Origin of the sequence: Rhodoplanes azumiensis (assembly GCF_042682915.1) — a bacterium.
Lineage (GTDB): Bacteria > Pseudomonadota > Alphaproteobacteria > Rhizobiales > Xanthobacteraceae > Rhodoplanes > Rhodoplanes azumiensis.
This window is the reverse complement of the sequence record NZ_JBHUIW010000001.1, coordinates 15,875-34,530: the sequence shown is the minus strand read 5'-3', so window position 1 is coordinate 34,530 and position 18,656 is coordinate 15,875. Positions and strand designations below refer to the sequence as shown.

Below are 18,656 nucleotides of genomic sequence, written 5' to 3'. Positions count from 1 at the left end.
GCTGTCGTCGGGGCGGCGCTCCGCTTCACGCGAGGGGATGCGATGCGGCCCGCCCGGTTGACTCGGGCGCCCTTCGGGACCATCGACAGGCCCCTCGCCCCGCCAAGAACGCCCGGACCCGCCCCCATGCCGACCGAGACTTTTCGCTCCGCCTTCGTGCCGCACGACCTCGCCGCGCCGGTCAAAGGCGCCGCGACCGGACCGCTGGCCGGACTCTCGGTGGCGATCAAGGACATGTACGACATCGCAGGCAGCCGCACCGGCGGCGGCAATCCGGACTGGCTCGCGGCGCATCCGCCGGCGACCGCGAACGCCGCCGTCGTGGCGGCGCTGCTCGCCGCCGGCGCCACCATCACGGGCAAGACGGTGTGCGACGAGTTCTTCTTCAGCGTCGCCGGCGTGAACGCCCATTACGGCACGCCGCTCAACCCGCGCGCCCCGGGGCACATCCCGGGCGGCTCGTCGAGCGGCTCGGCCTCGGCCGCCTCGGCGGGCGCCTGCGACGTGGCGATCGGCTCCGACACGGGCGGCTCGGTGCGGGTGCCGTCCGCCTTCTGCGGGCTCTACGGCATCCGCCCGACCCACGGCCGCGTCTCGCTCGAAGGCGCCATGCCGATGGCGCCGTCCTTCGACGTCGCCGGCTGGATGTCGACCACGCCGGGCGTTTTTCGCGCGCTCGGGCCGGTCCTGCTCGACCACCATCCGGTGGCGGCGGCGGTCGAGAAGCTGATCGTGCTCGACGACGCCTTCGCGCAGGCCGACGAGGCGGTCGCGACCTTCCTGCAGGACGCGCTCGACGCGATGGCGAAGGCCCTGCCCGCCCCGACCCACGGGGCGATCGCGCCGGACGGCTTCGACCCGTGGCGCGAGGCGTTCCGCATCATCCAGGGCCGCGAGATCTGGCAGGTCTACGGCGACTTCGTCGAGACCAAGCGGCCGCGCTTCGGCCCCGGCGTGCGCGAGCGCATGGACTTCGCCGCGACCGTGACCGAAGCGGCCGCGAACGAGGCCTATGCCGTGAAGGCGGCGGCGCGCGACTGGATCCGCGGCGTCGTCAAGCCCGGCACCGTTCTGGCGCTGCCGACCGTGCCGTGCGTCGCGCCGCGGGCCGACGCGCCGCAGGAGCTCCTCGAGTCGTTCCGGGTGCGGGTCATGCGCCTCACCTGCACGGCCGGGATGGCCGGCCTGCCCCAGGTCACGATCCCGGTGGGCACCCTCGAGGGCTGCCCGGTGGGGCTCTCCTTCATCGGCTGGGCGGGCGGCGACGAGGCGCTGCTCGACCTCGCCGTGCGGCTCGCGCCCAACGTCGGCGCCACCGCGGAGTAGCGGCGCCGGACTTTCTCCCGGCTTGGTTTATAAAGCGTCGACGGGGCGTCCGTTGCACGGGCGCAACGCGTTCCGGCATTCGGCCTCGCACCTTCGTGATCACGACCGTCCTTCGTTCGGCGGACCGCGCAAGACATCCTTCACCCGCGTCGCGGACAGTCTGCGGCCTCGCGGACACGGCCGCGATCGTGCCCGGGAACGAACCAATCCGGTCACCGGGAGACCTTATTTGCGCCCGATCGGCCCACCAGATGACGGGGGTCGGCCGGGTGGGACGACCCGCCGGCCGGCGGCCACGAGGCCAGACCGAAAGAACCCCCGGCACGCATCCGGCGTGCCTTTCCGGAGACTGCGCAATGCCCCGTACCGAGCTGCGAACCTTCGACACCGACGCGCCCCCGCCAGCCGCCCGCACCGCGGCCGACGGCAAGGTCGAGCGCGCCGAGACCGGTCGCCCGACCGGCCGCGAAGCCCGCCGCACCACGACCGACCGCTCCGCCGTCGCCTACTGCGTCGACAACGACCTGATCTGATCACGAGCTGATCAGCCTCGTCGTTCCGAGGCACTGGTCATTCCGGGCGGTGCATCGCGCCGTCCGGCCGCGGGCTCGGGCCTGAGCCCCGGAAGACGGTCTTGCCCCCCATCATTTCTGTTCCGGCTGACGGGCCGCTCCTTACCCTCTCCCAAAGGGAGAGGGTCGACGCGCTCTTGCGCGTCGGGGTGAGGGGTTAGGGCGCCAGCTGGATAGCGTGGCACCCCCTCACCCGGACTTCGCGCCTTCGGCGCGAACCCCGACCTCTCCCCGCCGGGGAGAGGTGAAGGTCGTGCCCGCCGTGAGTCTTTGCGCTGATCAGCCGGACGTCTCTCAATACTTCATCGGCACGTAGAGCTCGGCCGGCAGCGTGCGCCGCTCGTAGTTCGGGTTGAACACCCGGTCCGGCAGCGCGATCGGGACGTGCGGAACGGGCTCGTAAGGAATCTGCTTCAACAGGTGGTCGATGCAGTTGAGCCGCGCGCGCTTCTTGTCGTTGCCCTCGACGATGAACCACGGCGCCTCGCGGATGTTGGTGCGGAACAGCATGTCCTCCTTGGCGCGCGTGTAGTCCTCCCAGCGCACCCGCGACTGCAGATCCATCGGGCTCAGCTTCCACTGCTTCATCGGATCGTGGATGCGCATGAGGAAGCGCATCTGCTGCTCCTCGTCCGTGATCGAGAACCAGTACTTCAGCAGGATGATGCCGGAGCGCACCAGCATGCGCTCGAACTCCGGCACGTCGCGGAAGAACTGCTCGACCTCGTCCTCGGTGGCGAAGCCCATCACCCGCTCGACGCCGGCACGGTTGTACCAGGAGCGGTCGAACAGCACGATCTCGCCGCCGGCCGGCAGATGCGGCACGTAACGCTGGAAGTACCATTGGGTGCGCTCGCGCTCGGTCGGCGCCGGCAGCGCGACGACGCGGGCGATGCGCGGATTGAGCCGCTGGGTGATGCGCTTGATGACGCCGCCCTTGCCGGCGGAGTCGCGCCCCTCGAAGATGACGACGATCTTCGCCTTGGTGTGCTGCACCCAGTCCTGCAGCTTGATCAGCTCGGCCTGCAGCGCGAGCAGATTGCGCAGATAGTCGCGCCGGTCGATCGACGGCGGATGGGTCCGCTTGTAGATCTTGCGGATCTCCTCCGAGAGCGCCGGCTCGGACAGCTCGAGCTCGTAGTCCTCGTCGAGCGTGTCGGCGAGCTCGGCGTCGAGCCAGTCGAGGCCGCCGTTCTCCGGCCTGCCCTCGGCGCCATGTCCGTCGCCCGCATGCCCGTCGTCCGAACTTCCGTTGCCCGGCTTGCCATTGCTCGACGTGCCGTGTCCCGGCTTGCGGTCGTCCATCTGTCGCTCCGGTGAAGTCTCTGAACCGGCGATGGGAATCGCCGGACCGGACAGTGCCCGCGAGTGTGCGACAGTTCGATGACGAAGTCCGCGCGGCCGAGGGTCGCGCGGAGTCTTCCGGACACCGACTCCCCGCCCGTCACACGCGGGTCGGGTAGTTCGGGCTCTCGCGCGTGATGGTCACGTCGTGGACGTGGCTCTCGCGCAGGCCGGCGGCCGAGATCTTCACGAACTGCGCCTTCTCGTGCAGCTCGGCGAGCGTCTTGGCGCCGACATAGCCCATGGCGGCGCGGAGCCCGCCGGTGAGCTGGTGGAGCACGGCGCCGGCCGGCCCCTTGTAGGGCACCTGGCCCTCGACGCCCTCCGGCACCAGCTTGAGCGAGTCCTTGATGTCCTGCTGGAAATAGCGGTCGGCCGAACCCCGCGCCATGGCGCCGACCGAACCCATGCCCCGATACGTCTTGTAGGAGCGGCCCTGATAGAGGAACACCTCGCCCGGAGTCTCGTCGGTGCCGGCGAGCAGCGAGCCGATCATGGCGCAGTCGGCGCCGGCGGCGAGCGCCTTGGCGAGATCGCCCGAATACTTGATGCCGCCGTCGGCGATCACCGTCACCTTGGCGTCGCGCGCGACCCTGACGGCGTCCATGATGGCGGTGAGCTGCGGCACGCCGACGCCCGCCACCACGCGGGTCGTGCAGATCGAGCCCGGGCCGATGCCGACCTTGACGGCGTCGGCGCCGGCGTCGATCAGCGCCTTGGCGCCGTCGGCGGTCGCGATGTTGCCGGCCGCCACCTGAACGGCGTTGGACAGCTTCTTGATGCGGGTCACCTGCTCGAGCACGTGGCGCGAATGGCCGTGCGCCGTGTCGACGACGATCAGGTCGACGCCGGCCCCGATCAGATGCTCGGTGCGGGCATAGCCCGAGTCGCCGACCGTGGTCGCCGCGGCGACCCGCAGGCGTCCCTGCGCGTCCTTGCAGGCGTTCGGATTGGCGACCGCCTTCTCGATGTCCTTCACGGTGATCAGGCCGACGCAGCGATACTGGTCGTCGACGACCAGGAGCTTCTCGATGCGGAACTGGTGGAGGAGCCGCTTGGCCTCCTGCTGGCTCACCCCTTCCCGCACCGTGACCAGGCGCTCCTTGGTCATCAGCTCGGAGACCTTCTGGTCCGGATCGTGGGCGAAGCGCACGTCGCGATTGGTGAGGATGCCGACCAGCCGGCCCTCGATGCCCGCCTCGGTGGTGACCACCGGGATGCCGGAGATGCGGTTCTCGGCCATCATGCGCAGCGCCTCGGCGAGCGACGCGTCGGGACCGATGGTGAGCGGGTTCACCACCATGCCGCTCTCGAACTTCTTCACCTGCCGCACCTGGGCGGCCTGCGCCTCCGGCTCGAAGTTGCGGTGGATGACGCCGATGCCGCCGGCCTGCGCCATGGCGATCGCCATGGCGGACTCGGTCACCGTGTCCATGGCGGAGGCGATGATCGGGATGTTGAGCGGGATTTCTCGCGTGAGGAAGGTGCGCACGTCGGCCTGCGAGGGCAGCACGTCGGACAGGCCCGGCTGCAGCAGCACGTCGTCGAAGGTGAGGGCCTCGCGCGGGGGGGCGTCGGACAGAACGGCCATGCCAAGCTCCTGGTCGCCGCAGGGGTCTCGGAGACAGCGAGCCCGGCCCGGTCGTCGTCGATCGGGAAGACTCGAAACGCCCCTGTACGGAGTTGGCGAGGGTGGTTAGCACGGGCGTGCGACGATGGGAAGGCGGTTGCTGCACCGCCGTCCGCCGTCGCCGCAGCGACGATGCCGGCATTTCGTCAGCCGAGTCCGCGACGGCGGCGGAAGCCCCTCACCGCCGCCAGCCGGGCGGCGGACCGTGGCGCTCGATGGCGTCGACGATCTCGCGGTGACGGCGCTCGTCCCGGGCCATGTAGACGCTGATCACGGCGTGCGCCGAGGGCACCAGCATGATGATCGGGAACGTGAAGATCGTCAGCAGCGTGAGGACGACGCAGATCGCCAGCAGCACGAGATTGAACAGCGCGGCGAAGGGCTGGCCGTTCACCAGGAGGCCGAGGGGAGGCAGGAAGACCGCCAGAACGTAGATCATCGCCGCGTCGCTCCGGGCACGGGGTGAGGCGCGCGAAGGCGCCGTCACCGGTCATGTAGGGGCTCGCGCGACGCGCGCAATCCGGGTGCGGCAGGCCGGCTTGGACGGCGGCATCGGCGGTGCGGTGGCACCGGACTTCCCCGCGCCCCCTTGCCGGCCGGCGCGTCCCGGCGCATAGGCGGGGCCCGACCGACGTCGCCCGCGCGACGGCGTCGGCTCTCTCGCCGTCCGGACCCCGCATGCCCCTGCCCCGCGAGCGCATCGTCCCGTTCATCGTCGCGGTCGCCCTGTTCATGGAGAACATGGACTCGACCGTGATCGCCACGGCCCTGCCGGCGATCGCGGCCGACATCGGCACCTCGCCGATCGAGCTGAAGCTCGCCATCACGTCCTACCTGCTGGCGCTCGCCATCTTCATCCCGATGAGCGGCTGGATGGCCGACCGGTTCGGCGCCCGCACCATCTTCCGCAGCGCCATCGTGGTGTTCGTCGCGGGCTCGGTCCTGTGCGCGATCTCCGGCGCGCTGTGGCATTTCGTGTTGGCGCGCTTCCTCCAGGGCATGGGCGGCGCCATGATGAGCCCGGTCGGCCGTCTGGTGCTGGTGCGCAGCGTCGACAAGAGCCGCCTCGTCGACGCCATGGCGCTCGTGACGCTACCGGCCCTGATCGGCCCGCTGCTCGGCCCGCCGCTCGGCGGCTTCATCACCACGTTCGCGAGCTGGCACTGGATCTTCATCATCAACGTGCCGATCGGCATGATCGGCTTCGCGCTGGTGACGGCCTTCGTCGACAATGTGAAGAGCGACGTGCCGGAGCCCTTCGACGCCGCCGGCATGGTGCTGGTGGCGCTCGGCATCGGCGGGCTCGCCTTCGGCGCGACGGTGAGCACCGTCGCGTTCGTGCCGACCTGGGTGGCGGCGACGCTGCTGGGGACGGGCGCCGTGGCGACCACGGCCTACGTGGTCTACGCGCGCCGTGTCGCCAACCCGGTGATGGATCTGACGCTGTTCGCGCTGCCGACCTTCCGGGCCGGCGTCGCCGGCGGCTTCCTGTTCCGCATGGGCGCCGGCGCCCTGCCGTTCCTGATGCCGCTGATGCTGCAGATCGGCTTCCACATGACGCCGTTCGAATCCGGCCTGGTGACCTTCGCCACCGCGATCGGGGCCATGGTGATGAAGACGCTGGTCCCGAAGATCCTGCGTCGCTTCGGCTTCCGCGCCACCATGACGGTGAACGCGCTTCTTGCAGCGGTCACCATCGGGGCGCCGGCGCTGTTCACGCCCGGCACGCCGGTGTGGATCATGATCGCCGTGCTGCTGGTCGGCGGCCTCTTCCGCTCGCTGCAGTTCACCAGCATCAACACCATCGCGTTCGCCGAGGTGGAGCCGCGCCGGATGAGCCGCGCCACCTCGCTCACCAGCGTGTCGCAGCAGCTCTCGGTCTCGGCCGGCGTGACGGTCGGCGCGCTGGCGCTGGAGACCGCGATGGCGCTGCGCGGCGACGCGGCGCTCGGCGCGGCCACCTTCCCGCCGGCCTTCGTGACCATCGCCCTCCTCGCCGCCTCGGCGACGCTCCTGTTCGCCCTGATGCCGAAGGACGCGGGTGCGGAGATGGCAGGGGGGAAGTGATTTCTTGGGAACTGTAGGGTCGGCGCGCGGCGGAGCCGCATGCCGACGCCGTCCACCCTCGCCGCGCCCACTCTACGCGGGCGGCCGGCACGGCATCGTAGGGCGCAATAGCGAAGCGTATTGCGCCGAACCTTCTACGGCCGCAGCGGCGAGCCGGGGTCGGCGAATACGCTTCGCTATTGCGCCCTACGATTCCGAAACCTCCCTGAACCCCATCGCCAGCACGTACAGCTCGGCCGAGTCGGCGCGGCTGGCGGCAGGTTTGACGTGCTTCACTTTCGCAAAGTCGCGCTTGAGGTCGGCGAGGAGATCGCCCTCGGTGCCCCCGCGTAAAACCTTGCAGAGGAAGGAGCCGCCGGGGCTCAGCACCTCGCGGGCGAACATCGCGGCGGCCTCGGCGAGGGCCATGATCTTCAGGTGGTCGGTCTGGCGATGGCCGGTGGCGTTGGCGGCCATGTCGGAGAGGACGACGTCGGCCGGGCCGCCGAGCAGGGCTTTCAGCTTGGCGGGCGCGCTCTCGGCCAGAAAGTCGAGATGCAGGAGGTCGACGCCGACGATCGGCGGCATGTCGAGGATGTCGATGCCGACCACCCGGCCCTTGCGGCTCTCGGCGCCGACGCGCTTGGCCGCCACTTGGCTCCAACCGCCCGGCGCTGCCCCGAGGTCGACGACGCGGCCGCCCGGACGGAACAGCTTGAAGCGATCGTCGAGCTCGATCAGCTTGTAGGCGGCGCGCGAGCGAAAACCCTCGCGCTTCGCCCGCGCCACATAGGGGTCGTTGAGCTGGCGGTCGAGCCAGAGCTTTTGCGCGAGCGTGCGGCCCTTCTTCTTCTTGACCTGGACTTTCAGGGGCCGGTTGCGGTCGGAGGTGGTCATGGGGTGCTCGGGTCGGTGGCGGCGCGCGCCGGTGGTGCGCCCCCTGCGAGGCGTCGTGCGCGGGCTCGACCCGCACCTCCATCCTCGCGCAAAACGCCGCTCTTCGTAGAGGGATGGGTCGCCGGGTCAAGCCCGGCGACGACGCACGGGGGTTCGCCGGCTCCCGGGCGGAGAGGTCGGCGCCCGCTGTTCCCTCTCCCCGCCGTGCGGGGAGAGGGAAAGGCCGTGCACGGCGGCGGGAGGCGCGGCGACGGCGTCACCCCTGCGCCCACACCCCGTCGGCCCGCATCATCTTGACGAGAATCCCCTCGCGAAGGCCGCGGTCGGCGACGCGCAGGCGGGGGCACGGGAAGGCGCGGCGGATCGCCTCCAGGATGGCGCAGCCGGCGAGCACCAGGTCGGCCCGCTCGGCGCCGATGCAGGGGTTCGCCACGCGCTGGCGGTAGCTCATGGTCATGAGCCGGTCGATCACGGCGGCGATCTCGTGGCCGCGAAGCCAGCAGCCGTCGACGCGACGGCGGTCGTAGCGCGGCAGATCGAGATGCACGCCCGCGATGGTCGTCACCGTGCCCGACGTGCCGAGCAGATGCATGCCGCCGAGGTCACGCGCATGCGCCTTGGCGAAGCTCGCAAGCGCGACCGACACGTCGGCCACCATGGCGTCGAAGGTCGGGCGGTCGACCGTGACGCCACCGAACCGCTCGGCGAGCGTGACGACGCCGATCGGCAGCGACACCCAGCCCTGGATCACCGGCTTGGGCGGGCCGCGGCCGGCGGCTTCCGACCGCCCGAGCCGGACGAGTTCCGACGACCCGCCGCCGATGTCGAACAGAATGGCACCACGCGCGTCCGGGTCCATCAGCGGCGTGCAGCCGGTGGCGGCGAGCTCGGCCTCGGTGCGCTGGTCGACGATCTCGAGGTCGAGCCCGACCAGCTCGCTGATCCGGGCCTGGAACTCGGCGCCGTTCTCGGCCGCCCGGCACGCCTCGGTGGCGATCAGCCGCGCCCGCGTGACGCCGCGCGCCTGCATCTTGTCGCGGCACACCGCGAGCGCGTCGACGGCGCGGGCGATGGCGGCGTCGCCGATCCGCCCGGTGAGCGAGACGCCCTCGCCGAGCCGGATGATGCGCGAGAACGCGTCGATCACCCGGAACGCCGTACCGGTCGGCCGGGCCACCAGCAGCCGGCAGTTGTTGGTGCCGAGGTCGAGCGCCGCGTAGGTCGGCCATGTCCCGGGGGCCGGCCGAGGTGTCGGTGCCGTGCCGGCCGCAGTCGGCCAGTCCGGTCCGGGGCGCTCGGACACCCCCTCCCTCCCCGACCGCGCCGGTTCGAGGAGGCCGGTGGTGGGGGCCTCTTGGTCCATCAATCGCCTTCGCGCCGGCCGCCGTCGCAGGCGCCGAGCGTCATCACGATGTGTTGTTTCGTCGACTCCAAGTGTAACAGGCCTTCCGGTCGACGCAATTGCCACAGTGTGGCGACGCATTCGCAGCATTGCGAATTCGACCCAAACAATGAACCGCGAACCAGGTTTTCTCCGCGGTTTGTCCGGGGCGCCTGGATGGTCTAGATCTCGGGTCTCCCATGCCCCCGGCCGCTGGACACCGATGACCTCACCCGACGACGCCCGCCTCGCAGGGTCGCGCAAGCCCCTGCCCGAGACCCTGCAGCATTGGTCCGACGCCCGCTTCGGGGTCGGCCAGCCCGTCCCCCGCACCGAGGATCCGATCCTGGTGCGCGGCCAGGGCCGCTACACCGACGATATCGCGCTCGCCGGCCAGGCCTATGCCGTGATGGTGCGCAGCCCGCATCCGCACGGAATCATCCGCGGCATCGACACCGACGACGCGCGAAACATGCCGGGCGTGCTGGCCGTCTACACGGCCGCCGATCTGACCGGCTGCGGCACGCTGAAATGCGTCACGCCGCTGAAGAGCCACGACGGCACGCCGCTGGCGAAGCCACCGCGCCCGCCGCTCGCGACCGACCGGGTGCGGTTCGTCGGCGATCCCGTCGCCGTGGTGATCGCCGAGACGCTCGCCCAGGCGCGCGACGCCGCCGAGGCCGTGGCGCTCGACCTCGAAGCGCTGCCGGCCGTGACCACCACGACGGCCGCGATCGCCGCGGACGCGCCGCAGCTCTATGCGGAGGCGCCGAACAACATCGCACTCGACTGGCGTACCGGCGACACCTCCGAGGTGGCCGCGGCGTTCGCCACCGCCACCCATGTGGTGCGGCTCGACCTGACGGTCAGCCGCGTCGTCGTGGTGCCGCTGGAGCCACGCGCCGCGGTAGCCGATTTCGATCCGGCGAGCGGGCGCTTCACCCTGCATCTCGGCTGCCAGGGCGCCTTCGGCATGCGCGGCCAGATCGCCGACCTGATGCAGGTGCCGGTCGACATGGTGCACATCCTCACCGGCCATGTCGGCGGCTCGTTCGGCATGAAGGCGGCCGCGTTCCCGGAATATGCCTGCGTCCTGCACGCCGCGCGCGCGCTGGGCCGCCCGGTGAAGTGGACCGAGGACCGCAGTGCGAGCTTCCTGTCCGACACCCACGGCCGCGACCAGGAGCGGACCGCCGAGCTGGCGCTCGACGCCGAAGGCCGGTTCCTCGCCCTGCGCCTCACCGGCCATGCCGACATGGGCGCCTATCTCGGCCTCGTCGCGCCGATGCCGCCGACCGTCAATGCGCTCAAGAACGTCGCCAGCGTCTACCGCACGCCGCTGATCGAGGTGCGCACCCTGTGCGTGTTCACCAACACGACGCCGATCGGCGCCTACCGGGGCGCCGGACGTCCGGAGGGCAACTACATCATGGAGCGGCTGATCGACGCCGCCGCGCTGCAGACCGGCATCGACCGGCTCACGCTGCGCAGGCTGAACCACATTCAGCCGGAGGAGATCCCGTTCGCGGCCGCCTCGGCGTTGACCTACGACTCGGGCGACTTTCCGGGCGTGTTCGAGCGGGCGCTGGCGGCCGGCGACTTTGCGGGCTTTCCGGCCCGCAGAGAGGCGAGCCGCGCGCGCGGCAAACTGCGCGGCTTCGGCATCGGCAGCTATCTCGAGGTGACGGCGCCGGCGAGCCCCGAGATGGGCGGCCTGACCTTTGAGGCCGACGGCACCGTCACGTTCACGACCGGCACGCTCGACTATGGCCAGGGTCACGCCGCACCCTTCGCCCAGGTGATCGCGGAAAAGCTCGGCATCCCGTTCGAGCGCATCCGGCTGCGCCAGGGCGACAGCGACGCGCTGATCGCCGGCGGCGGCACCGGCGGCTCGCGCTCGTCGGCGGCGAGCGGCACGGCCGCCGTGGAGGCCTGCGGCCGGGTGATCGAGCAGGGCCGCGCCATCGCGGCCGCCATGCTGGAGGCCGGCGTCGCCGACATCGAGTTCTACGGCGGCCGCTTCACGGTCGCCGGCACCGACATGGGGCTGGGCCTGCTGGAGATCGCACAGCGTCTGAACGACGGGCTCGAACTGCCGAACGGCGTTCCGCGAAACCTCGACGTGGCGCTGGTGAGCCCGGGCGCGCCCTCGACCTTCCCGAACGGCTGTCACGTCGCCGAGGTGGAGATCGACATCGATACCGGCGTTCCGGAGGTCGTGCGCTACGTCTCGGTCAACGACTTCGGCACCGTGATCAACCCGCTGATCGTCGACGGCCAGATCCATGGCGGCGTCGTCCAGGGGATCGGCCAGGCGCTGTTCGAGCGCGTCGTCTACGATGCCGACGGCCAGCTGATCACCGGCTCGCTGACCGACTACGCCGTGCCGCACGCCACCGACGTGCCGTCGATCGAGACCGGCTACCACGGCGTGCCGGCGACGACGAACCCGCTCGGCGTCAAGGGCTGCGGCGAGGCCGGCTGCGCCGGCGCGCTCGTCGCGGTCATGAACGCGGCGGTCGACGCGCTGTCCGAGCACGGCGTCCGCCACGTCGACATGCCGCTGACCTCGGAGAAGCTGTGGCGGCTGATGCACGGGGCCGACGCGACGGCGTGACGAGAGTCGTGGTGTCGCCGGCGGCGCGCGCTCTTCCCTCTCCCCGCGCCGCCGGGAGAGGCGAAATCCTCGGAGGTCTGCGATGACCGAGACCCACCTGCCGCGCGACGAGGCGTCCGTAGCGCAGGCGCGGGCCGCCGACCTGCGCGTCGTGATGGCGGTGAGCGCGGCGCATTTCGTCTCGCACTACTACATCCTGGCGCTGCCGCCCGTCTTCGAGATGGTGCGGGCGAGCTTTCAGGTCTCCTACACCGAGCTCGGCCTCGCGCTGGTCGTGTTCAACGTCGCCTGCGCGGCCGGGCAGACACCGGCCGGCGTGCTCGCCGACCGCATCGGCGCGCGCCGCGTGCTGGTCGCCGGCCTCGCGCTCGGCGCCCTCGCGCTCGCCGCCGCCGGGCTCGTCTCGTCGTTCCTTCTGTTCGTCGTTCTGTTCGGGCTCGGCGGCCTCGCCAACGCCGTCTACCACCCGGCCGACTACGCGGCGCTGTCCGAGCGCATCGCGCCGGAGCGGATCGGCCGCGCCTACGCGATCCACACCTTCGCCGGGATGATGGGCGGCGCCGTCGCCCCACCCCTGATGCTGTTCCTCGACAGCCAGATCGGCTGGCGCGGCGCCTTCGCGGCCTCCGCCCTGCCCGGCCTCGCGCTCGCCGCCTGGCTCGCGCTCGCCGGCCGCACCATCCTGCCGGTGACGCCCCGCCCGGCCGCCGCCCGCGGTGCTGCGCCCGAGGCGAGCGGCTCGGTGCGGCTGCTGACGTCGCCCCCGATCTTGCTGAACTTCGTGTTCTTCGCGCTGTTCGCGGTGTTCCAGCTCGGGCTGCAGACCTACTCGGCCGTGGCGCTCGTCGCCGCGCACGGGCTGCCGCTCGCCGCCGCGAGCCTGGCCTTGACCGCCTATCTGCTCGCCTCGGCGATCGGCGTGCTCGCCGGCGGGCTGCCGGTCGGCCGGATCAGCCCGGCCGTCCTCACCATCGCCGGCATGCTGGTGGTCGCCGCCTGCACGGTGGCGCTCGGGATCGGCACGGTCGGCACGCTCGGCGCGGTGCTGCTGCTCGGTCTCGCCGGGCTGGCCGGCGGCATGACCATGCCGGCCCGCGACATGATCGTCCGCGCCGTGACGCCGCCGGGCACGTTCGGCAAGGTGTTCGGCTTCGTGACGACCGGCTTCAACCTCGCCGGCGTGCTCGGCCCGCTGTTGTTCGGCCTGCTGATGGACCACGGCCGGCCAGGCGGCGTGTTCCTGGTGGTGGCCGGCGCCTGCCTCTTGTCGATCCTCACCGTGCTGGGCGGTCGGAAACCGGTGGCGGCGGGCTGAGGACCGTCCGGGCCACCCGCGAGCTCACTGCAGCGGCTCGCCCGACGCGCGGGCGCTGCGCAGATCGACGGCGATGCGCTCCAGCATGTCGGCCGCCCAACGCTGGCCGCCGACCGACACCATCCGGGACAACGCCTCGCACAGCAGCACCGAGACGACCGTCTCGATCGTGATCCCGTCGCTCTGGGCGTCGGCGATCGCGTCGCCGAGAAGCGCCTGGGCATCGCCGAACCGCGGCGGGCCGGACGGGGCAGTCCTGTCGTCGTCGAAGACGCTCATCGAAATCTTCCGCGTTCCGAGAGATCGGATCGGCGCGGGGTGCCCCTCTCCGCGCCCGAACGGCCCGGTGGACCGATCGATTTCGAGGAAATATGTTACGTTATAATAATCCAGTCAATGGACCCCCAGTTGCGCCGCAGCGCAACATGACGGTGGTATCCTGCCGTACATAAAGCTACGATATTTCCCATCAGACGCCAGCCATGCCCCGATCGGGCGTGGCGCCGCTCCGGATGATGCGAGCTAGCCCATGGACCGGTTGTCCGCCGCCGACATCGAGTGTGTCCGCCATTCCTTCGATCGGGTGTGGTCGGAGTCACAGCGCCTCTCCGACCTCTTCTATGCCCGCCTGTTCGAGACGGCGCCCGACGTGAGGCCGCTGTTCAAGGGTGACCTCTCCGAGCAGAAGCAGAAGTTCCTCGGCACGCTGGCCGTGATCGTCGGCAGCCTGGAGAACGCCTCCGTACTGATGCCGGCGGCCGAGACTCTCGCCCGCCAGCACGTCGAGTACGGCGTCGCGCCGGACCATTACCCGGTGGTCGGCGAGGCGCTGCTGTGGAGCATGGCCCAGTGCCTCGGATCGCACTGGACGCCCGAGATCGCCGCCGCTTGGAGGAAGGCCTACGGCGCCGTCACGGGCCACATGATCGCCAGCGCCTACGCCTGACCGACGGCCCGGCGCGCCGCCACGGCGCTCTCGCACGGCCGAGAGCCCGCGCAACCGACGCCGGCCCCACCGAGCGGTCGACCGACTTCAGCGCCCTCCAGCGCCCGCGTCGGCGGGCGCGAATGCCGGTCGATTCGCGCCGCGCTGCCGCCGCCCGCATCACGCAGTCGCCATGATCCAGCGGAAAATCCGGCATCCGCCGGCGCCACGAACAAGGGGTGGACCGCCGCCGTCATCCCGATTATATGAGCGGCACCGCGCCGCGCTCGCCGCGCCGCGGTCGACACGGCACCGCCCTGACCCGTCCCAGGTGATTCTCCACGGACGACGTCGAACGACCGGCTGCCGCGTTGGGGGATAGTTTAATGGTAGAACAGCGGACTCTGACTCCGTTAGTCTAGGTTCGAATCCTAGTCCCCCAGCCACTCGGACCGATCTCCTCGGAGAACCACCTCATCGGAGACCGACAGAATGGCGCCGCCGGGCTCTTGGCCGGCGTGGCGGGGCGTGGTCATAGTCGCGGATCACGGGTCCGACGATTCCCGTCGCGCGTGCGGCGGTGGCGCGATGACGTTTCTGGTCCGCCTGCCTCTCGAATTCTATCCGGCCGACGCGCTCGACGGCCTCGCGCCGCACGAGGGCTTCGACCTCGGCACCGCGCGGGCCGCCGCCTGGGCGTCGCAGCTCGCCTACGAGGACGAGCCGGAAAAGCTCGACGCCGTCGCGGCGCGATGGCGGGTCGCGCTCGCCGCCTTCAGCCCGCCGACCGGCGCCGCGCTGCCGATGCCGCAGACCCGCGGGATCGTGCTGCGCCGACCCGGCACCACCATCCTGGCCTTCGCCGGCACGGATCCGTTGGTGCTGGCGAACTGGCTCACCGATCTCCTGTTCTTCGTCAACGACGACGGCCTGCACGGCGGCTTCGCGGCGGCGCTCGCCGCGGCCTGGAGCGACGTCACCGCCCTCGTCGCCGATCACGACCCGTCGCATCGGTTGCTGATCACCGGGCACAGTCTCGGCGGGGCGCTCGCCGTGCTGGCCGCCCAGCAGGCCGTCATCGAACACGTGCTGCTGCCCGAGGTCTACACGTTCGGCATGCCGCGGGTGGGCACCGCGGCCTTCGCGCGCGACTACGACGCGGTGCTGGGCGCGCGCACCTTCCGCCTCGTGCACGGCGAGGATCTGGTGCCGGCCGTGCCGCCGAGCAGCCTCGGCTTCCACCATGTCGGCTGCTGCCTTTCCTGTGCGCGGCACACCCGGTTCGACCGGTCGCTCCTGAAACCGCCGCCCTGCGACGACCCGCAGCTCGTGTCCGGCCTGCAGAGCGCACTGCGCGAGGGCGTGCGCCGCCTGGTGTCGCTGTCGCTCGATCCGCAGATCAGGTCGGACCTGAAGGGCCAGGCGTCGCGCCTCCTGGCGCCGGCGCTCGGCGACCACCTGCCCGACCGCTACTGGCAGGCGCTGGAGCCGCAACCGGCCGCGTCCTGAAAGCGCGATTCGCCGGACGTCACCCTCCGCGAAGGAAGTCTCCCGCGTCCCCGTAGAACCTGTCGGACGGGCGCTCCGTGACGACGCTCTCACGCCACCACCGCGGGCGTCGAGGCCCGGCTCGGGCGCGGATCTCCCACGCGGTCCGCCCCCGGGGCGGCCGCCGCTATGTCCCCTAGCGGCGGCCGCCGACCTCGTCGATATGGGTCAGGAGGGCCAGCGGATCCTCGTAGACCCGGAAGGCCCCGGCCCGCTCCAGTTCGGCCTCGCCGTAGCCGCCCGACAGGACGCCGATGCCGAGCGCGCGGGCGCGGCGTGCCGCCAGCATGTCCCACACGCTGTCGCCGACCACATAGGAATCCTCGATGGCGACGCCGACCCGCTCCGCCGCGGCGAGGAACAGGTCGGGATCGGGCTTGGCGAAGCGCACCTGATCACGGGTGACGACCGGGATTCTTTCGGGATCGACACCGAGCGTGTCGAGGGTCGGCCGCGCCGTCTCCATGCGACCCGAGGTGGCGATCGTCCACGGAATGCCGGCCTCGGTCAGATAGGCCAGCAGTTCCTTGGCACCGGGCAGCGGCCGGATCTCCCGCGAGCGGCGGCCGTAGCTCTCCGCGTGCAGCCGCTGCAGGCGCTCGCTGCGCTCGGGATCGAGCGCCGTCCCGGTCTCGCGCAGCAGCATGTTGGTCAGGAGGCCGCCGCTCATGCCGATCCGCCGGTGGATGCGCCACACCGAGAGCCGGATGCCCTCGTGCTCCAGCGCCTCGTGCCAGGCGAGCACGTGCTGATAGACGCTGTCGACGAGGGTGCCGTCGAGATCGAACAGAAAGGCCGTCTGGCGACGCTCCATGCGGGGGTCTCCGGTGCGCGAAGGAACTGGAATGACGAAAAGGCCGCCGAGCGTCGGCCCGGCGGCCCCTCTTGCAATGATTTGGTGACGGCGGGATGGCGGCGCCGCCGCCAAGTCCGCGGAGCGACCTTCACCCCGCCAGCACGGCGCGCACCGTGCCGGCGACGGCCTCCTTGGTGAAGCCGAAGCGGGGCAGGAGATCGCGCTCGGGCGCCGACTCGCCGAAGCGATCGAGGCCGATCACGGCGCCCTTGCGGCCGGCGAGGCCGCGCCAACCACGCGTCGCGCCCGCCTCGACGACGACGACCGGCGCATCGGCCGGCACCAGGGCGGCGCGCGCCGCGTCGGACAGCGCCTCGAACCGCTCGACGCAGGGCATCGAGACCACCCGCACGGCGATCCCGGCTTCGCCGAGCAGCGCCGCCGCGTCGACGGCGAGCCGCACCTCGGAGCCGGTGGCGACCACGGTCGCGGCGGCTTGCGGCGCCTCGACCAGCACGCGGGCACCGGCCGCGGCGAGCGTGTCGAGATGGGCGGACGTCTGCGGCGGCAGGGCCTGGCGGGTGAGGATCAGGGCCGACGGCCCGTCCCGGCGGGCGAGCGCGGCGCGCCAGGCGACCGCCGTCTCGGCGGCGTCGGCCGGGCGCCAGACGTCGAGGCCCGGGATCAGCCGCAGGCTCTCGACGTGCTCGATCGGCTGATGGGTCGGGCCGTCCTCGCCGACCGAGATCGAGTCGTGGGTGAACACGTAGATCACCCGCAGCCCCATCAGGGCGGACATGCGCACCGCGTTGCGGGCGTAGTCGGAGAACACCAGGAAGGTCGCGACATACGGAATGAAGCCGCCGTGCAGGGCGATGCCGTTGGCGATCGCCGCCATGCCGAACTCGCGCACCCCGAACAGGATCTGGTTGCCGGCCGGATCGCGCGTCACCGGCACGCTCTTCGGGTGGAACGTCAGGTTGGAATGCGCGAGGTCGGCCGAGCCCCCCAGAAGCTCGGGCAGCGCCTTGGCGAACTCGGTCAGCGCGATCTGCCCGGCCTTTCGGGTCGCGACCGCGCCGGCCGCCGTCTCGGCCGCAAGCGCCGCGGCGGCCGCCTCGGCGAAGCCGGCCGGCAGGTCACCGGCGAGGCGCCGCTCGAACTCGGCGGCGAGGTCGGGATGCGCGGCCGCATAGGCCGAGAAGCGCGCCCGCCACTCGGCCGACAACGCGGCGCCACGGGCGCGGCAATCCCATGCCGCATACACCTCGGCCGGGACGTGGAAGGGGGGATGGGCCCAGCCCATGGCGGCGCGGGCGCGGGCGATCTCCTCGGCGCCGAGCGGCGCACCGTGGGTGTCCTGATGGCCTTCCTTGGTCGGCGCGCCGTGGCCGATGACGGTGCGGGCACAGATGAGGGTCGGCTTGGCGGTCTCGGCGATCGCCTGGGCGTAGGCCCGCGCGATGGCGTCGGGATCATGGCCGTCGACGCCTTCGATCACGTGCCAGCCATAGGCGCGGAACCGCGCCGGCGTGTCGTCGGCGAACCACTCGGTGACCTTGCCGTCGATCGAGATACCGTTGTCGTCCCACACGGCGATCAGCTTGCCGAGGCCCAGCCGGCCGGCCAGCGAGGCGGCCTCGTGGCTGATGCCCTCCATCAGGCAGCCGTCGCCGAGAAACACGAAGGTGCGGTGATCGACGATGCTGTGGCCCGGCCGGTTGAACTGCGCCGCGAGCGTCTTCTCGGCGAGCGCCATGCCGACCGCGTTGGTGAGGCCCTGCCCCAACGGCCCCGTCGTCGTCTCGACGCCCGGCGTCATGCCGTATTCGGGATGGCCCGGCGTCTTCGAATGGAGCTGGCGAAAGCGCTCGAGCTCGCCGATCGGCAGGTCGTAGCCGGTGAGATGCAGGAGCCCGTAGAGCAGCATCGAAGCGTGACCGTTCGACAGCACGAAGCGGTCGCGATCCGGCCAGCGCGGATCGGCCGGATCGTGCCGCATCACGCCGCGCCACAGCACCGCGGCGACCTCGGCCATGCCCATGGGCGCGCCCGGATGACCGGACTTCGCCTGCTCGACCGCGTCCATGGCGAGCGCTCGCAGCGCCGCCGTGACGGGCCAGGTGAGCCCCTGCTGCGCCGCGCCTTCGGTGTCTTGCCGCTCGATCGTCGCCGGCATGGTCATGGTGGTGTCTCCCCGGTCTTTGTCTCTCGATTTCGGAATGCCGGCCTCTCGGCCGTCACGGCCGGGCCTGTCGC

The 18,656-nt window shown here is 71.4% G+C and carries 15 protein-coding genes and 1 tRNA gene; 8 read left to right on the top strand and 8 right to left on the bottom strand.

All coding sequences use genetic code 11. From position 1 onward, the window contains the following. Nucleotides 1-126 precede the first annotated feature (126 nt). Together ACFSOX_RS00145 and ACFSOX_RS00140 are read left to right on the top strand one after the other, a co-directional pair. Nucleotides 127-1,326 (top strand): amidase, encoded by a 1,200-nt coding sequence (locus tag ACFSOX_RS00145; protein ID WP_378475769.1) that lies wholly within the window; start codon nt 127-129, stop codon nt 1,324-1,326. A gap of 356 nt (nt 1,327-1,682) precedes the next feature. Then, nucleotides 1,683-1,859 (top strand): hypothetical protein, encoded by a 177-nt coding sequence (locus tag ACFSOX_RS00140; protein WP_378475768.1) that lies wholly within the window; start codon nt 1,683-1,685, stop codon nt 1,857-1,859. 333 nt (nt 1,860-2,192) lie between these two features. Here ACFSOX_RS00140 and ppk2 read toward each other — a convergent pair whose 3' ends face one another. The 3 genes from ppk2 to ACFSOX_RS00125 form a co-directional block, all read right to left on the bottom strand. Further along, nucleotides 2,193-3,203, bottom strand: a complete 1,011-nt coding sequence (gene ppk2 / locus ACFSOX_RS00135; RefSeq protein WP_378475767.1) for a polyphosphate kinase 2 — start codon at nt 3,201-3,203, stop codon at nt 2,193-2,195. 139 nt (nt 3,204-3,342) lie between these two features. Next, nucleotides 3,343-4,833, bottom strand: coding sequence for an IMP dehydrogenase (guaB, locus tag ACFSOX_RS00130; RefSeq protein ID WP_378475766.1), 1,491 nt, complete (start codon nt 4,831-4,833; stop codon nt 3,343-3,345). Nucleotides 4,834-5,050: 217 nt separating this feature from the next. After that, a complete protein-coding gene (locus ACFSOX_RS00125; RefSeq protein ID WP_378475765.1) occupies nt 5,051-5,311 on the bottom strand; it encodes a hypothetical protein in 261 nt (86 codons plus the stop codon). Nucleotides 5,312-5,550: 239 nt separating this feature from the next. Here ACFSOX_RS00125 and ACFSOX_RS00120 point away from each other — a divergent pair, with 239 nt between their 5' ends. Further along, on the top strand, nt 5,551-6,939 hold the full coding sequence (locus tag ACFSOX_RS00120) for a DHA2 family efflux MFS transporter permease subunit (protein WP_378475764.1): 1,389 nt from the start codon (nt 5,551-5,553) through the stop codon (nt 6,937-6,939). A 186-nt stretch (nt 6,940-7,125) separates the two neighbouring features. On the opposite strand, the gene ACFSOX_RS00115 is transcribed toward ACFSOX_RS00120, so the two are convergent. Further along, on the bottom strand, nt 7,126-7,815 hold the full coding sequence (locus ACFSOX_RS00115; RefSeq protein ID WP_378475763.1) for an RlmE family RNA methyltransferase: 690 nt from the start codon (nt 7,813-7,815) through the stop codon (nt 7,126-7,128). A 256-nt stretch (nt 7,816-8,071) separates the two neighbouring features. Continuing rightward, nucleotides 8,072-9,178 carry a Ppx/GppA phosphatase family protein gene (locus tag ACFSOX_RS00110; protein WP_378475762.1) on the bottom strand — a complete coding sequence of 369 codons (1,107 nt, stop codon included), beginning with the start codon at nt 9,176-9,178 and terminating at the stop codon, nt 8,072-8,074. A 241-nt stretch (nt 9,179-9,419) separates the two neighbouring features. Between ACFSOX_RS00110 and ACFSOX_RS00105 the strand changes: the two genes are divergently transcribed. After that, complete coding sequence (locus tag ACFSOX_RS00105) at nt 9,420-11,813, top strand: xanthine dehydrogenase family protein molybdopterin-binding subunit (protein ID WP_378475761.1); 2,394 nt, start codon at nt 9,420-9,422, stop codon at nt 11,811-11,813. An 82-nt stretch (nt 11,814-11,895) separates the two neighbouring features. Further along, complete coding sequence (locus ACFSOX_RS00100; RefSeq protein WP_378475760.1) at nt 11,896-13,128, top strand: MFS transporter; 1,233 nt, start codon at nt 11,896-11,898, stop codon at nt 13,126-13,128. 24 nt (nt 13,129-13,152) lie between these two features. Here ACFSOX_RS00100 and ACFSOX_RS00095 read toward each other — a convergent pair whose 3' ends face one another. Further along, a complete protein-coding gene (locus ACFSOX_RS00095) occupies nt 13,153-13,407 on the bottom strand; it encodes a hypothetical protein (RefSeq protein WP_378475759.1) in 255 nt (84 codons plus the stop codon). Nucleotides 13,408-13,657: 250 nt separating this feature from the next. Here ACFSOX_RS00095 and ACFSOX_RS00090 point away from each other — a divergent pair, with 250 nt between their 5' ends. The 3 genes from ACFSOX_RS00090 to ACFSOX_RS00080 all read left to right on the top strand — a co-directional run bounded on the left by ACFSOX_RS00090 (nt 13,658) and on the right by ACFSOX_RS00080 (nt 15,562). Beyond that, nucleotides 13,658-14,074: a globin family protein gene (locus ACFSOX_RS00090; protein WP_378475758.1), complete on the top strand. Its 417-nt coding sequence runs from the start codon at nt 13,658-13,660 to the stop codon at nt 14,072-14,074. Between the two features lie 351 nt (nt 14,075-14,425). Then, nucleotides 14,426-14,499, top strand: a tRNA-Gln gene (locus ACFSOX_RS00085). 142 nt (nt 14,500-14,641) lie between these two features. Next, nucleotides 14,642-15,562, top strand: coding sequence for a lipase family protein (locus ACFSOX_RS00080; protein ID WP_378475757.1), 921 nt, complete (start codon nt 14,642-14,644; stop codon nt 15,560-15,562). A gap of 175 nt (nt 15,563-15,737) precedes the next feature. On the opposite strand, the gene ACFSOX_RS00075 is transcribed toward ACFSOX_RS00080, so the two are convergent. Then, the gene (locus tag ACFSOX_RS00075) at nt 15,738-16,415 is read right to left on the bottom strand and encodes an HAD family hydrolase (protein WP_378475756.1); all 678 of its coding nucleotides are present in this window, start codon (nt 16,413-16,415) and stop codon (nt 15,738-15,740) included. Between the two features lie 130 nt (nt 16,416-16,545). After that, nucleotides 16,546-18,486: a transketolase gene (gene tkt, locus ACFSOX_RS00070; protein WP_378476087.1), complete on the bottom strand. Its 1,941-nt coding sequence runs from the start codon at nt 18,484-18,486 to the stop codon at nt 16,546-16,548. Between the last annotated feature and the right edge of the window lie 170 nt (nt 18,487-18,656).